The organism is Streptomyces sp. NPDC103540 (genome assembly GCF_055584445.1).
Window position 1 is genome coordinate 273,224 of record NZ_JBVJMA010000011.1, and the last position, 13,172, is coordinate 286,395.

A 13,172-nucleotide genomic window follows, 5' to 3' on the forward strand; every position below is an offset into this window, starting at 1 on the left:
GGCTCAGCTCAGCCGCTCGATCACCATCGCCATGCCCTGGCCGCCGCCCACGCACATCGTCTCCAGGCCGAACTGCTTGTCGTGGAACTGGAGGCTGTTGATCAGCGTGCCGGTGAGGCGGGCGCCGGTCATCCCGAAGGGGTGACCCACGGCGATGGCCCCGCCGTTGACGTTCAGCTTGTCCAGCGGGATCTCCAGGTCCCGGTAGGACGGGATGACCTGCGCCGCGAAGGCCTCGTTGATCTCGAACAGGTCGATGTCGCCGACGGTCAGCCCGGCCCGCTTCAGGGCCTGCTTCGACGCCTCGACCGGGCCCAGGCCCATGATCTCGGGGGAGAGGCCGGTGACACCCGTCGAGACGATGCGGGCCAGCGGGGTCAGACCCAGCTCCCGGGCCTTCGTGTCGCTCATGATGACCAGCGCGGCGGCGCCGTCGTTCAGCGGGCAGCAGTTGCCGGCCGTGACCAGGCCGTCCGGGCGGAAGACGGGCTTGAGGCCCTCGACGCCCTCCAGCGTCACGCCGGCGCGCGGGCCGTCGTCCTTGGAGACGACCGTGCCGTCCGGGGTGGTCACCGGGGTGATCTCGCGGGCCCAGAACCCGTTCTTGATGGCTTCCTCGGCCAGGTTCTGCGAACGGACGCCGAACTCGTCCATGTCCCGACGGGTCACGCCCTTCAGACGGGCCAGGTTCTCCGCGGTCTGCCCCATCGAGATGTAGGCGTCCGGGACCAGGCCGTCCTCGCGCGGGTCGCGCCAGGACGAACCCTCGCTCTGCGCGACCGCGGCCGTACGGGCCTCCGCGTCGCCGAACAGCGGGTTGTGGGTGTCCGGCAGGCCGTCCGAGGAGCCCTTCGCGAACCGGGAGACCGTCTCGACGCCCGCGGAGATGAAGACGTCGCCCTCGCCCGCCTTGATGGCGTGCAGCGCCATCCGGGAGGTCTGGAGCGAGGAGGAACAGTAACGGGTGATCGTGGTGCCCGGCAGGTAGTCCATGCCCATCTGCACGGCCACGATGCGGGCCAGGTTGTGGCCCTGCTCGCCGCCCGGCAGACCGCAGCCGAGCATCAGGTCGTCGATCTGGCGCGGGTCCAGCTCGGGAACCTTGGCCAGCGCGGCCTGGATGATCGTCGCGGTCAGGTCGTCCGGGCGGACGTCCTTGAGGGACCCCTTGCCGGCGCGCCCGATGGGAGAGCGGGCGGTGGAAACGATGACGGCTTCGGGCATCGGGACTCCAAGGGGTGCGTCGTTGCGGGACCGCATGCGAAGTTACCGCCCCGTACGGTCGAGGTCACCGGCCCGGGCGTGTGATGCCGGTCGCTCCGCCCGACCGGGCGGGCGGTCGCGGGCCGGCGCGAACCGCCCCTCAGGCGGATTCCTGGAGCGGCGCCGGGCCCGGGGCGCCCGCCGGACCGGTCGTCGCCGGCTCGGGCAGCTCCTCGGCCGGAACCCGCCGCCTGCGGCGGTGCTTGAGCAGGGCCCAAGCCCCGCGGGCACCCGTGACCTCCGTGCCCGCCTCGCCGGCCGCGGCCGACGCCGCCTTGGCCACCGGCAGCATGTCCTCGTCCCGGGACACGTCGAGCCGGTCCGACTCCGGCCACAGGCCCAGCGCCGCGCACAGCGTCGGCAGCACCGCCATCGCGGCGGTCGCGTAGCCCTCCGCCGACGGGTGGTAGGAATCCGGACCGAACATCTCGCGCGGGTTCGCCGCGAACTCCGGGCCCAACAGGTCGCCCATCGAGATCGTCCGCCCGCCCTGCGCGACCACGCCGATCGTCTGCGCGGCCGCCAGCTGCCGCGACACGCGCCGGGCCATCCACCGCAGCGGCTGGTACACCGGCTCGATCGTGCCCAGGTCCGGACAGGTCCCGACCACCACCTCCGACCCGGCCAGCCGCAGGCGCCGTACCGCCGCCGTCAGCAGCCGCACCGACTGGGTCAGCGGCATCCGCCGCGTCACGTCGTTCGCCCCGATCATGATCACGCACACGTCGGGGACCGGCCCGCCGCCGTCCAGCAGCAGCCCCACCTGACGGTCCAGGTCGTCGGACATCGCGCCCGACAGCGCCACGTTGCGCAGCTCCACCGGCCGCTCCGCGACCGCCGCCAAGCCCGAGGCCAACAGCGCGCCCGGGGTCTGACGGGCCCGCCGCACGCCCAGCCCGGCCGCCGTGGAGTCGCCCAGCATGCCCATGCGCAGCGGGCCCGGACTCAGCTCCGGCCCGCCGAACTCGCTCCCGTACAGCCCGTCCGCGCGCGGCGGGTCCGGCAGCCCCGTCCCCACCGTGCGCTTCGCGAACTGCACCTCCGCCAGCACCAGCCCGACCGTGGCCACGCCGACCAGCCCGAGTCCGCCCCCGCCGTACGCTGCCCCCGCCGCGATCCGGCGGGCCGTTCTCGCCCTGGACACCCTTCAGGCCACCTCGCTTCCCTGTCTGGCGTTGTTGACCTACCTGCCCCGTACGGACGGTCGGTCAATCCCTTTCCGCATACTCTGGCCGGACCTCCCGGAGAACCCGTGGAGTCCCCTCCTTGGAGAACATGGTGCAATTCCACGACTCGATGATCAGCCTCGTCGGCAACACCCCGCTGGTGAAGCTCAACCGTGTGACCGAAGGCCTTCAGGCCACCGTTCTGGCGAAGGTCGAATACTTCAACCCCGGCGGTTCCGTGAAGGACCGCATCGCCATCCGGATGATCGAGGCCGCCGAGCAGAGCGGTGCGCTCAGGCCCGGGGGCACCATCGTGGAGCCGACCAGCGGAAACACGGGTGTCGGACTCGCCATCGTGGCCCAGCAGAAGGGCTACAAGTGCATCTTCGTCTGCCCTGACAAGGTGTCCCTGGACAAGATCAACGTGCTGCGCGCCTACGGCGCCGAGGTCGTCGTCTGCCCGACCGCCGTCGACCCCGAGCACCCGGACTCGTACTACAACGTCTCGGACCGCCTCGTGCGCGAGACGCCGGGCGCCTGGAAGCCCGACCAGTACAGCAACCCGAACAACCCCCGTTCGCACTACGAGACGACCGGTCCCGAGCTGTGGGAACAGACTGAGGGGAAGATCACTCACTTCGTCGCGGGCGTCGGCACCGGCGGCACCATCTCCGGCACCGGCAACTACCTCAAGGAGGCGTCCGGCGGCAAGGTCAAGGTCATCGGCGCCGACCCCGAGGGCTCGGTCTACTCCGGCGGATCCGGCCGCCCGTACCTCGTCGAGGGCGTCGGCGAGGACTTCTGGCCCACCGCCTACGACCCCGACGTCACCGACGAGATCATCCCGGTGTCCGACAAGGACTCCTTCCAGATGACCCGCCGCCTCGCGAAGGAGGAGGGCCTCCTCGTCGGCGGCTCCTGCGGCATGGCGGTCGTCGCCGCGCTCCGCGCCGCCGAGGGCCTCGGCCCCGACGACGTCGTCGTCGTCCTGCTCCCCGACAGCGGCCGCGGCTACCTCAGCAAGATCTTCAGCGACGAGTGGATGGCCGGCCACGGCTTCCTGGAGGAGGCCGGCCCCGCGGCCCGCATCGGCGCCGTCCTCGCCGACAAGGACGGCGGCATCCCCTCCCTGGTGCACATGCACCCCGAGGAGACCGTCGGCCAGGCCATCGAGGTGCTGCGCGAGTACGGCGTCTCCCAGATGCCGATCGTCAAGCCCGGCGCCGGCCACCCCGACGTCATGGCCGCCGAGGTCATCGGATCCGTCGTCGAGAAGGAACTCCTCGCGGCGCTCTTCGCCCAGCGCGCCTCCCTCGGCGACCCGCTGGAGAAGCACATGAGCGCGCCGCTGCCGCAGGTCGGCTCCGGCGAGCCCGTCTCCGAACTCATGGGGGTCCTCGGCGAGGCCGACGCCGCCATCGTGCTCGTCGAGGGCAAGCCGACCGGCGTCGTCAGCCGCCAGGACCTCCTGGCCTTCCTCGCCAAGGGCGCGAAGTAGTCACCCGCCCCGGCCCGGGCCGGCCCGCCGTACCGTTCGCGCGAACGGTACGGAGCCGACACGTGGCGGCAGCACCGGCTTAACACGGCCGGGGCACAGTGGTGGATGTCGGCGGGGAACACCGGGAAACCCGGCCCGGCCGACACCACGAGCGGCGCTTGCGTGGCCTCCGGAGCGGCTCCCGGAACCCGCGGACGTCACGGACGCGGACGGCCCTGACCCGGCCCGTGTCCCTCGCGGGGACCGCCGTCGTCCCGCCCCCCGGCCCAGGCCGGGGGTGCGGCGGTCCCCGCCTCCTTCTTTTGGGGCTCGGTTCGCCTCCGGGGCGCAAAAGCCGGGCTCACAGCCCCGTACGTGCTCGAAAACCGCTCGTTCCCCTTTTTTTGCGGGGCGGTTCGCCTCCGGGGCGCAAAAGCCGGGCTCACAGCCCCGCACGTGCTCGAAAACCGCTCGTTCCCCTTTTTCGCGGGGCTCGGTTCGCCTCCGGGGCGCAAAAGCCGGGCTCACAGCCCCGTACGTGCTCGAAAACCGCTCGTTCCTCGCGGTTTCCTCCGCGCGTTCGGGGCTGTTCCCCCGGCGCGCCCCTTCGGCTCACTCGCCCCGGCGGCGCAGGCGGCCCGTGTGGGCCAGGTTGACGCCCACGATGCCCGCCCAGGCGACCAGCAGGCCGCCCAGGCCCGCCTGCGCGGCGCCGATGGCGGAGAGCGGGACGGCCAGGACCAGGGTCACCACCGCGAAGCCGAAGCGTTCGGCGAGGCCGCCCTGCGCCGCCCAGGACGCGGCGCCACCGCCCCGCGCGGACGACAGCCGTTCCTCGGCGAGGCGGCGTCGCACCTGCGTGTCGACCTTCTCGACGAACGACTCCACGAGCGCGGGCTCGTACTCCGGCCCGAGCTCGCGCCGGGCGTCGAGGGTCGCGACGAGTTCCTTCTTCAGCTCCTGGGCCTGCGGCGAGTCGGCTGTCATGCCCTCCACCGTAGGAACGCCCGCGGCGCCGGGCACTGGGGTTAGCCCCCCTATCGCCGTGCTCCGGGCGTCCCGGATCGCGGGCGCGGCTTGCCGAGCTGCATAACCACATGCAGAGTGCACCGTGAGTGAATATCTCACCGGGGACGGGACGGAGGGGAGCGCCATGAGCGCCATGAGCGACAGCCCGGCCGCGCGGCTGCAGAAGCTGTTCGAGGGACACCGGCTGACGCCGACACAGCGGCGGATCGCGCACTGCATGGTGCGCGGGGCCGCGGAGGTGCCGTTCCTGTCGAGCGTGGAACTGGCCGAACTGGCCGGCGTGAGCCAGCCCTCGGTGACCCGCTTCGCGGTGGCCCTGGGGTTCGACGGGTACCCCGCGCTGCGCCGGCACCTGCGCGAGGTGGCGCCCGCCGGGCGGCCGGAGCCGGTGCGCGAGGAGGCGTACAACGAGTACCAGCAGGCCGTCGAGGGCGAGATCGAGAACCTGCGCCGGCTCTCGGCGATGCTCGCCGACCCGACGCCCGTCGAGGAGGCCGGCCGGCTGCTCGCCGCTTCCGCGCCGCTGCCGGTGCTCGGGCTGCGGGCGGCGTCCTCGCAGGCGCGCGGGTTCGCGTACTTCGCCGGGAAGGTGCACCCCGACGTGCGGCTCCTCGACGAGGGCGGCTCTATGCTCGCCGACCGGATCGACGCGGCGGCCGGCGCCGGGGCCTCGGCGCTGATCTGCTTCGCCCTGCCCCGACACCCCCGCGAGGTCGTCGAGGCCCTGGAGCACGCGCGGGGGGCGGGGCTGACGGTGGTGACGGTCGCCGACTCGGCGTTCGCCCCGGTGGCCCGGTACTCCGACCTGCTGATCCCGGCGCCCGTCGGCACCGGTCTGGCCTTTGACACGGCGTGCGCGCCGATGCTGCTGGGCCGGGTGCTGCTGGAGGCCATGGCGGACGCGCTCCCGGACGCCCAGGCCCGACTGGAGGCCTTCGACGCCCGGGCCGCGGCCCGCGGGCTGTTCGTGGAGTAGGTCGGCGGGTCGGCGGGTCAGGTCAGCAGGGCGTCGGCGAAGGCGCCGCCCGCCTCCTCGACGAGGGAGGCCGTGGACTGCGCCGGCCGGACCGGGGCGAAGCGGACCCCGTCGGGCGGGGCGGTGGTGAACCCGTGCACGGCCGGGCGCGGCAGGCTGTTGTAGCCGTAGTGGGCGGTGAAGAAGTAGGCGCCCGTGTCCGGCAGGGCGATGACGTCGCCCGGCGCGAGCTCCGGCAGCTCCCGGGCGGTGGCCAGCAGGTCCCCGGCGAAGCAGGCCGGGCCCGCGACGTCCTGCGCGAGGAGGGGGCCGGTCTTCGGGGAGCCCTTCGCGTCGTACGGCAGGACCCGCAGCGGCCAGGACCGCGGGGCGTACACGGTGCGGGTGGCCAGCTGGACGCCGGCGTGGGTCACGGCGATGGGGCGCCCTCCCGTCACCTTCGTGTACTCCACGCGCGCCAGCACCGTGCCGTGCTTGGCCAGCAGTGACCGGCCGAACTCGGTGACCAGGCCGTACGAGCCGTCGAACAGGGCCGGTACCGCCTCGCGCAGGGTCCGGACGTACCGGGCGTACGTCGGATCGGGCGCGTCGGAGGCGAAGTCGACGGGCAGGCCGCCGCCGATGTCGAGGGTGTCGACTCGGCGGTGTCCGACCGCCGTGTTGATCTCCTCGGCGAGCGCGTGCAGCTCCCGCACCCCTTCGGCGATCAGCGGGAGCGGTACCCCCTGCGAGCCCGAGTGGACGTGCAGCCGGGTCAGCCAGGGGCGGCGTACGAAGGCCTCCACGAGCCACGCGCGGGCGCCGGGGTCGCGCAGGGCGATCCCGAACTTGGACGTGGCGGTGGCCGTCGACAGGGCGTCGATGGCGCCGGCGCCGGTCTGGGGGTTGATCCGCACCCCGATCGGGGACGTGGTCGGGGCCGCCGCCACCAGCGCGTCGAGGCGCTCCAGCTCCTGGCGGTTGTCGGCGTTGACGGCGACGCCCAGGGCCAGCGCCCCGCGCAGTTCTTCCGGTGTCTTGGCGGGCGAGTCCAGCACGATCCGCTCCGCCGGGAGGCCAGCCGCGCGGGCCAGGGCCAGTTCGCCGGGGCCGGCCACCTCGCAGCCGAGCCCGGCGTCGGCGAGCAGGCGCAGGACGGGGACCAGGGGACAGGCCTTGACGGCGAAGGCGTGCAGCACCGGGGTGCCGGGGGCCAGGTGCGCGGCGAACGCGTCGGTGAGGGCGGCGGCGGAGGCCCGTACGCCCGCCACGTCCAGGAGGCAGGTCACGGGCTCCGCGTCGAGCAGGCCCGCTTCCACGGCGGCCCGTACGGCCCGGTCGCGGCGCGCGGTGGTTTCGGCGCCGGGGTCGTGCGTCTCGGATGGCATGTCCGCATCCCATCATCGGGCGGACCCGCCCGCAGCTGTTGACTGGATCTATTCATCCGGAGAGGATGTGAATGGATTGACCAACATCGGAGGAGGCACCCGCCATGTCAGGACCCCGCCCCGTACGGGCCGCGCGAGGCACCGAGCTCAGCACCCTGGGATGGCAGCAGGAGGCCGCCCTGCGCATGCTGCAGAACAACCTCGACCCCGAGGTCGCCGAGCACCCCGACAAGCTCGTCGTCTACGGCGGCACCGGCAAGGCGGCGCGCGACTGGCGCTCGTACGACGCGATGGTGCGCACCCTGCGGACCCTCAAGCAGGACGAGACCATGCTCGTCCAGTCCGGTCGCCCGGTCGGCGTGATGCAGACCCACGAGTGGGCCCCGCGCGTCCTGCTCGCCAACTCCAACCTGGTCGGTGACTGGGCCAACTGGGAGGAGTTCCGCCGCCTGGAGCACCTCGGCCTGACCATGTACGGCCAGATGACCGCCGGTTCGTGGATCTACATCGGCACCCAGGGCATCCTCCAGGGCACCTACGAGACCTTCGCGGCGGTCGCCGCCAAGAAGTTCGGCGGCACCCTCGCCGGCACCATCACCCTCACCGCCGGCCTCGGCGGCATGGGCGGCGCCCAGCCGCTGGCCGTGACGATGAACGACGGCGTCGCCATCTGCATCGACGTCGACCCGCGCGCCATCGAGCGCCGCATCGAGCACCGCTACCTGGACGTCAAGGCCGACAACCCGCGCCACGCCCTCCAGCTGGCCGTCGAGGCCCGCGACGCGCGCAAGCCGCTCTCCATCGGCCTGCTCGGCAACGCCGCCGAACTCCTCCCGCAGCTGCTCGCGGAAGGCGCCCCCATCGACATCGTGACGGACCAGACCTCCGCCCACGACCCGCTGTCGTACCTGCCCGTCGGCGTCGCCTTCGAGGACATGGCCGACGCCGCCGCCAAGGACCCGGCCGGCTTCACCACCCGCGCCCGCGAGTCGATGGCCCGCCACGTCGAGGCCATGGTCGGCTTCATGGACGCCGGTTCCGAGGTCTTCGACTACGGCAACTCCATCCGCGGCGAGGCCCAGCTGGCCGGCTACGACCGCGCCTTCGCCTTCCCCGGCTTCGTCCCCGCCTACATCCGCCCGCTGTTCTGCGAGGGCAAGGGCCCCTTCCGGTGGGCCGCCCTGTCCGGCGAGGCCTCGGACATCCACAAGACCGACAAGGCGATGCTGGAGCTGTTCCCCGAGAACGAGTCCCTGCACCGCTGGATCAAGATGGCCGGCGAGCGCGTCCACTTCCAGGGCCTGCCCGCCCGCATCTGCTGGCTCGGCTACGGCGAGCGCGACCGGGCCGGCGAGCGCTTCAACGACATGGTCGCCGACGGCACCCTCGCCGCGCCCCTCGCGATCGGCCGCGACCACCTCGACTGCGGCTCGGTGGCCTCCCCGTACCGCGAGACCGAGGCCATGCTCGACGGCTCCGACGCGATCGCCGACTGGCCGCTGCTCAACGCCATGGTCAACGTGGCCTCCGGCGCCTCCTGGGTCTCCATCCACCACGGCGGCGGCGTCGGCATGGGCCGTTCCATCCACGCGGGCCAGGTCACGGTCGCCGACGGCACCCCGCTGGCCGGCGAGAAGATCCGCCGCGTGCTGACCAACGACCCCGGCATGGGCGTCATCCGCCACGTCGACGCCGGCTACGACATCGCCGAGAACGTCGCCGACGACCTCGGCGTCCGCGTCCCGATGCGCGAGGGTGACACCGCGTGAGCGACACCGGCCGCGACGCCGCCCCCGCCCCCGGCGCCCCCTCCGGGGCCCCGGGGGCGGGGGCGGCGGGCTTCGACCGGGCCCGCCCCGGCTTCCACACCATGTGGAACGACCTCGCCCCCATCGGCCGCCACCCCGACTCCGGCGGGTACCGCCGCCACGCCTGGACCGGCGCCGACGCCGACTGCCGGGCCTGGTTCCGCGACCAGGCACGGGCGCGCGGTCTGACGTACGAGGTCGACCGCAACGGCAACCAGTGGGCCTGGCTCGGCGACCCCCTCGCCGGCGACGCCGTCGTCACCGGCTCGCACCTGGACTCCGTCCCCGACGGCGGGGCCTTCGACGGCCCCCTCGGCGTGGTGTCCTCCTTCGCCGCCCTGGACGAGCTGCGCGCCCGCGGCGCCCGCCCGACGCGACCGCTGGCCATCACCAACTTCGGCGACGAGGAGGGCGCCCGCTTCGGCCTCGCCTGCGTCGGCTCCCGACTCGCCGCCGGACAGCTGACCAAGGAGAAGGCGTACGAGCTGCGCGACGGCGACGGCGTCAGCCTCCCGCAGGCCATGGAGGCCGCCGGGTACGACCCCGAGGCGATCGGGCCCGACCCCGAACGCCTCGCCCGGATCGGCGCCTTCGTCGAACTCCACGTCGAACAGGGCCGCGCCCTCGACCTGTCCGGGGACCGCGTCGGCATCGCCTCCGCGATCTGGCCGCACGGCCGCTGGCGCTTCGACTTCCACGGCGAGGCCAACCACGCCGGCACCACCCGCCTCGTGGACCGGCGCGACCCGATGCTCACCTACGCCGAGACGGTCCTCGCCGCCCGCCGCGAGGCCGCCCTCGCCGGCGCCGTCGCCACCTTCGGCAAGATCGCCGTCGAACCGAACGGGGTCAACGCCATCCCCTCCCTCGTCCGGGGCTGGCTCGACTCCCGCGCCGCCGACCAGGCCACCCTCGACACCGTCGTCACCGCCATCGAGAAGGCCGCCCGCGAACAGGCCGACCGTGACGGCATCGACCTCGCCGTCGTCCGCGAGTCCTTCACCCCCGTCGTGGAGTTCGAGCACGCCCTGCGCGACGAGATCAACCGCGTCCTGGGCGGCGCCGTACCCGTCCTCGGCACCGGGGCGGGACACGACGCCGGCATCCTCTCCGCGGCCGTCCCGACCGCGATGCTGTTCGTACGCAACCCCACCGGCGTCTCCCACTCCCCGCGGGAGTTCGCCGCCGAGGACGACTGCGTGGCCGGAGTCCTCGCCCTCGCCGACGTACTGGAAGGACTCGCGTGCCGGTGACCGCGCACAAGACGTACTGGCTGGAACACGCCTGGCTCGACCACCGCGTCGAGCCGGGCGTCGCCCTGGAGGTCTCCGCCGACGGCCGCGTCGCCGCCGTGCGCACCGCCACCGCCACCCCGCCCCCCGGCGCCGAGGTGCTGCGCGGCCTGACCCTGCCGGGCCTGGCCAACGCGCACTCCCACGCCTTCCACCGGGCCCTGCGGGGCACCGTCCAGGTCGGCTCCGGCACGTTCTGGACCTGGCGCGAGACCATGTACGGCATCGCCCGCAACCTCACCCCGGACACCTACTTCGACCTCGCGCGGGCCGCCTACGCCGAGATGGCGCTCGCCGGCATCACCGCCGTCGGCGAGTTCCACTACGTCCACCACGCGCCCGACGGGACCCCGTACGCCGACCCCAACGCGATGGGCGAGGCCCTGATCGAGGCGGCCGCCGCCGCGGGCATCCGCATCACCCTCCTCGACACCGCCTACCTCGCCGCCGGCTTCGGCGAGGCCCCCAACCCCCACCAGCTGCGCTTCTCCGACGGAGACGCGGACGCCTGGGCGGAACGCGCCTCCGGCCTCAAGGCGCGCGACCACGCCCTGATCGGCGCGGCCGTGCACTCCGTACGGGCCGTACCGGCCGACCAGCTCTCCACCGTCGCCGCATGGGCCCGCGAGCGGGGCGCACCGCTGCACGTGCACCTCTCGGAGCAGACCGCCGAGAACGAGGCCTGCCTGGCCGCCCACGGCGTCACCCCCACCCGGCTCCTGTCCGAGCACGGGGTGCTCGGCCCGCGCACCACAGGCGTCCACAACACGCACCTCACCGACGCCGACATCGCCCTGATCGGCGGCACCGGCACCGGCACCTGCATGTGCCCCACCACCGAACGCGACCTCGCCGACGGCATCGGCCCCGCCGTACGCCTCCAGCGGGCCGGCAGCCCGCTGTCGCTCGGCAGCGACAGCCACGCCGTCGTCGACCTCCTCGAAGAGGCCCGCGCGATGGAGCTGAACGAACGGCTGCGCAGCCACACCCGGGGCCACTGGACGGCGAACGCGCTGCTCACCGCCGCCTCCGCCGACGGCCACGCGGCCCTCGGCCGCCCCGACGCCGGCCGCCTGGAAGCGGGCGCGCCCGCCGACTTCACCACCCTCGCCCTGGACTCCGTCCGCACGGCGGGGGCGCTGCCCCGGCTGGGCGCCGAGACGGCCGTGTTCGCCGCGACGGCCGCGGACGTCCGCCACACGGTGGTCGGGGGCCGCCACATCGTCCGCGACGGCCGGCACACCCTGGTCGAGGACGTCCCGTCCGCCCTCGCCTCCGCCATCGCGGCCCTGCGCTCCTGACCGCGCCGCCCGCGGCGGGCCCTTCCCCCGCCCGCGCCCTCCCCGGAGCCGGGCCACGGGGAGGGCTCCGGGCGGCGGGACCCCAGCTCTGAGAGGAACCTCCCGTGACCACCACCGCCATCACCCACATCGGCAGCCTCGTCACCAACGACCCCGCCCTCGGCGACGGCTCGCCCCTCGGCCTGATCGAGAACGCGGCCGTCGTCATCGACGGAGCCGAGGTCGTGTGGGTCGGCCCCGCCGACCGGGCGCCGGCCGCGGACGAGGGCTTCGACGCGCAGGGCCGCGCCCTGATCCCCGGCTTCGTGGACTCCCACTCGCACCTCGTCTTCGCCGGCGACCGCACCGCCGAGTTCAACGCCCGCATGTCCGGCCGCGCCTACTCCGCCGGCGGCATCCGCACCACGGTCGCCGCCACCCGCGCCGCCTCCGACGCCGCACTGGAGGCCAACCTGCTGCGCCACCTCGACGAGGCGCGCCGCCAGGGCACCACCACCTTCGAGACGAAGTCCGGCTACGGCCTGACCGTCGCAGACGAGGCCCGCGCCCTGCGCATCGCCGCCGCCCACACCGAGGAGGTCACCTACCTCGGCGCGCACATCGTCTCCCCGGACTACGCCGACGACCCCGCCGGCTACGTCGACCTCGTCACCGGCGAGATGCTCCGCGCCTGCGCCCCGTACGCGCGCTGGGTGGACGTTTTCTGCGAGAAGGGCGCCTTCGACGCAGACCAGGCCCGCGCGATCCTCACCGCCGGAGCCGCCGCCGGACTGATCCCGCGCGTGCACGCCAACCAGCTCTCGTACGGCCCCGGCGTCCAGCTCGCCGTGGAGCTGGAGGCCGCCTCCGCAGACCACTGCACCCACCTGACCGACGCCGACGTCGACGCCCTCGCCTCGGCCCGCGACACCACCGTCGCCACCCTCCTGCCCGGAGCCGAGTTCTCCACCCGCGCCCAGTGGCCCGACGCCCGCCGGCTGATCGACGCGGGCGCCACCGTGGCCCTGTCCACGGACTGCAACCCCGGCTCCTCGTACACGAGTTCCATGCCGTTCTGCATCGCCCTCGCCGTCCGGGACATGCGCATGACCCCCGACGAGGCCCTGTGGTCCGCCACCGCCGGCGGCGCCCGCGCGCTGCGCCGCGCCGACATCGGCCGGATCGCCCCCGGCGCCCGCGCGGACCTCGCGCTGCTGGACGCCCCGAGCCACGTCCACCTCGCCTACCGGCCGGGCGTCCCGCTGGTGCGCGCCGTCTGGCAGCGCGGGGTGCGCGCGGCCTGACCCGTCGACCGCTCCGGGGCCGGGGGCCTTCGGGCCGGCGGCCCTCACGCCGGGAGGGCCCGTCGCCGCGCCGGGAGGGCCCGTCCCCGCACAGGGAGGGCCCGTCGCCACGGCCCGAAGGCCCCGGAGCGGCCGGAATCCGTACGTCCGACAGGCCGTCGATCCGGCCCGTCCCGTGTCTTCCCTCCTCAACGCCCCGGGCGTACCTTG

10 protein-coding genes are annotated in these 13,172 nt (G+C 74.0%); 6 read left to right on the forward strand and 4 right to left on the reverse strand.

Annotated features, from left to right (window positions below; all coding sequences use genetic code 11):
* Positions 1–3: 3 nt before the first annotated feature.
* Both ACZ6ZI_RS26710 and ACZ6ZI_RS26715 read right to left on the reverse strand, forming a co-directional pair.
* The gene (locus ACZ6ZI_RS26710) at positions 4–1,224 is read right to left on the reverse strand and encodes an acetyl-CoA C-acetyltransferase (RefSeq protein WP_363055021.1); all 1,221 of its coding nucleotides are present in this window, start codon (positions 1,222–1,224) and stop codon (positions 4–6) included.
* 139 nt (positions 1,225–1,363) lie between these two features.
* Complete coding sequence (locus tag ACZ6ZI_RS26715) at positions 1,364–2,407, reverse strand: SGNH/GDSL hydrolase family protein (protein ID WP_469524780.1); 1,044 nt, start codon at positions 2,405–2,407, stop codon at positions 1,364–1,366.
* 134 nt (positions 2,408–2,541) lie between these two features.
* Between ACZ6ZI_RS26715 and ACZ6ZI_RS26720 the strand changes: the two genes are divergently transcribed.
* Entirely contained in the window at positions 2,542–3,927 is a 1,386-nt protein-coding gene (locus ACZ6ZI_RS26720; RefSeq protein ID WP_469524914.1) for a cystathionine beta-synthase, read from the forward strand.
* A 591-nt stretch (positions 3,928–4,518) separates the two neighbouring features.
* Here ACZ6ZI_RS26720 and ACZ6ZI_RS26725 read toward each other — a convergent pair.
* Positions 4,519–4,893 (reverse strand): hypothetical protein, encoded by a 375-nt coding sequence (locus ACZ6ZI_RS26725; protein WP_469524782.1) that lies wholly within the window; start codon positions 4,891–4,893, stop codon positions 4,519–4,521.
* A gap of 175 nt (positions 4,894–5,068) precedes the next feature.
* Here ACZ6ZI_RS26725 and ACZ6ZI_RS26730 point away from each other — a divergent pair, with 175 nt between their 5' ends.
* Positions 5,069–5,911 carry a MurR/RpiR family transcriptional regulator gene (locus tag ACZ6ZI_RS26730; RefSeq protein WP_363055162.1) on the forward strand — a complete coding sequence of 281 codons (843 nt, stop codon included), beginning with the start codon at positions 5,069–5,071 and terminating at the stop codon, positions 5,909–5,911.
* Positions 5,912–5,928: 17 nt separating this feature from the next.
* Here ACZ6ZI_RS26730 and ACZ6ZI_RS26735 read toward each other — a convergent pair whose 3' ends face one another.
* Positions 5,929–7,278: a type III PLP-dependent enzyme domain-containing protein gene (locus ACZ6ZI_RS26735; protein ID WP_469524784.1), complete on the reverse strand. Its 1,350-nt coding sequence runs from the start codon at positions 7,276–7,278 to the stop codon at positions 5,929–5,931.
* 104 nt (positions 7,279–7,382) lie between these two features.
* Between ACZ6ZI_RS26735 and hutU the strand changes: the two genes are divergently transcribed.
* The 4 genes from hutU to hutI all read left to right on the forward strand — a co-directional run bounded on the left by hutU (position 7,383) and on the right by hutI (position 12,962).
* Positions 7,383–9,047 (forward strand): urocanate hydratase, encoded by a 1,665-nt coding sequence (gene hutU / locus ACZ6ZI_RS26740; protein ID WP_363055017.1) that lies wholly within the window; start codon positions 7,383–7,385, stop codon positions 9,045–9,047.
* A gap of 101 nt (positions 9,048–9,148) precedes the next feature.
* Positions 9,149–10,339, forward strand: a complete 1,191-nt coding sequence (locus ACZ6ZI_RS26745; RefSeq protein ID WP_469524916.1) for an allantoate amidohydrolase — start codon at positions 9,149–9,151, stop codon at positions 10,337–10,339.
* Complete coding sequence (locus tag ACZ6ZI_RS26750) at positions 10,336–11,679, forward strand: formimidoylglutamate deiminase (protein ID WP_469524787.1); 1,344 nt, start codon at positions 10,336–10,338, stop codon at positions 11,677–11,679. The genes ACZ6ZI_RS26745 and ACZ6ZI_RS26750 overlap by 4 nt, the downstream gene beginning before the upstream one ends.
* 104 nt (positions 11,680–11,783) lie before the next feature.
* Entirely contained in the window at positions 11,784–12,962 is a 1,179-nt protein-coding gene (hutI, locus tag ACZ6ZI_RS26755) for an imidazolonepropionase (protein ID WP_469524788.1), read from the forward strand.
* Positions 12,963–13,172: the final 210 nt, after the last annotated feature.

Coding starts and splice junctions, on each gene's coding strand:
- ACZ6ZI_RS26725 (WP_469524782.1), bottom strand. CDS start 4,893: ATGACAGCCGACTCGCCGCAGGCCCAGGAGCTGAAGAAGGAACTCGTC.
- ACZ6ZI_RS26730 (WP_363055162.1), top strand. CDS start 5,069: ATGAGCGACAGCCCGGCCGCGCGGCTGCAGAAGCTGTTCGAGGGACAC.
- hutU (WP_363055017.1), top strand. CDS start 7,383: ATGTCAGGACCCCGCCCCGTACGGGCCGCGCGAGGCACCGAGCTCAGC.
- ACZ6ZI_RS26735 (WP_469524784.1), bottom strand. CDS start 7,278: ATGCCATCCGAGACGCACGACCCCGGCGCCGAAACCACCGCGCGCCGC.
- ACZ6ZI_RS26710 (WP_363055021.1), bottom strand. CDS start 1,224: ATGCCCGAAGCCGTCATCGTTTCCACCGCCCGCTCTCCCATCGGGCGC.
- ACZ6ZI_RS26745 (WP_469524916.1), top strand. CDS start 9,149: ATGTGGAACGACCTCGCCCCCATCGGCCGCCACCCCGACTCCGGCGGG.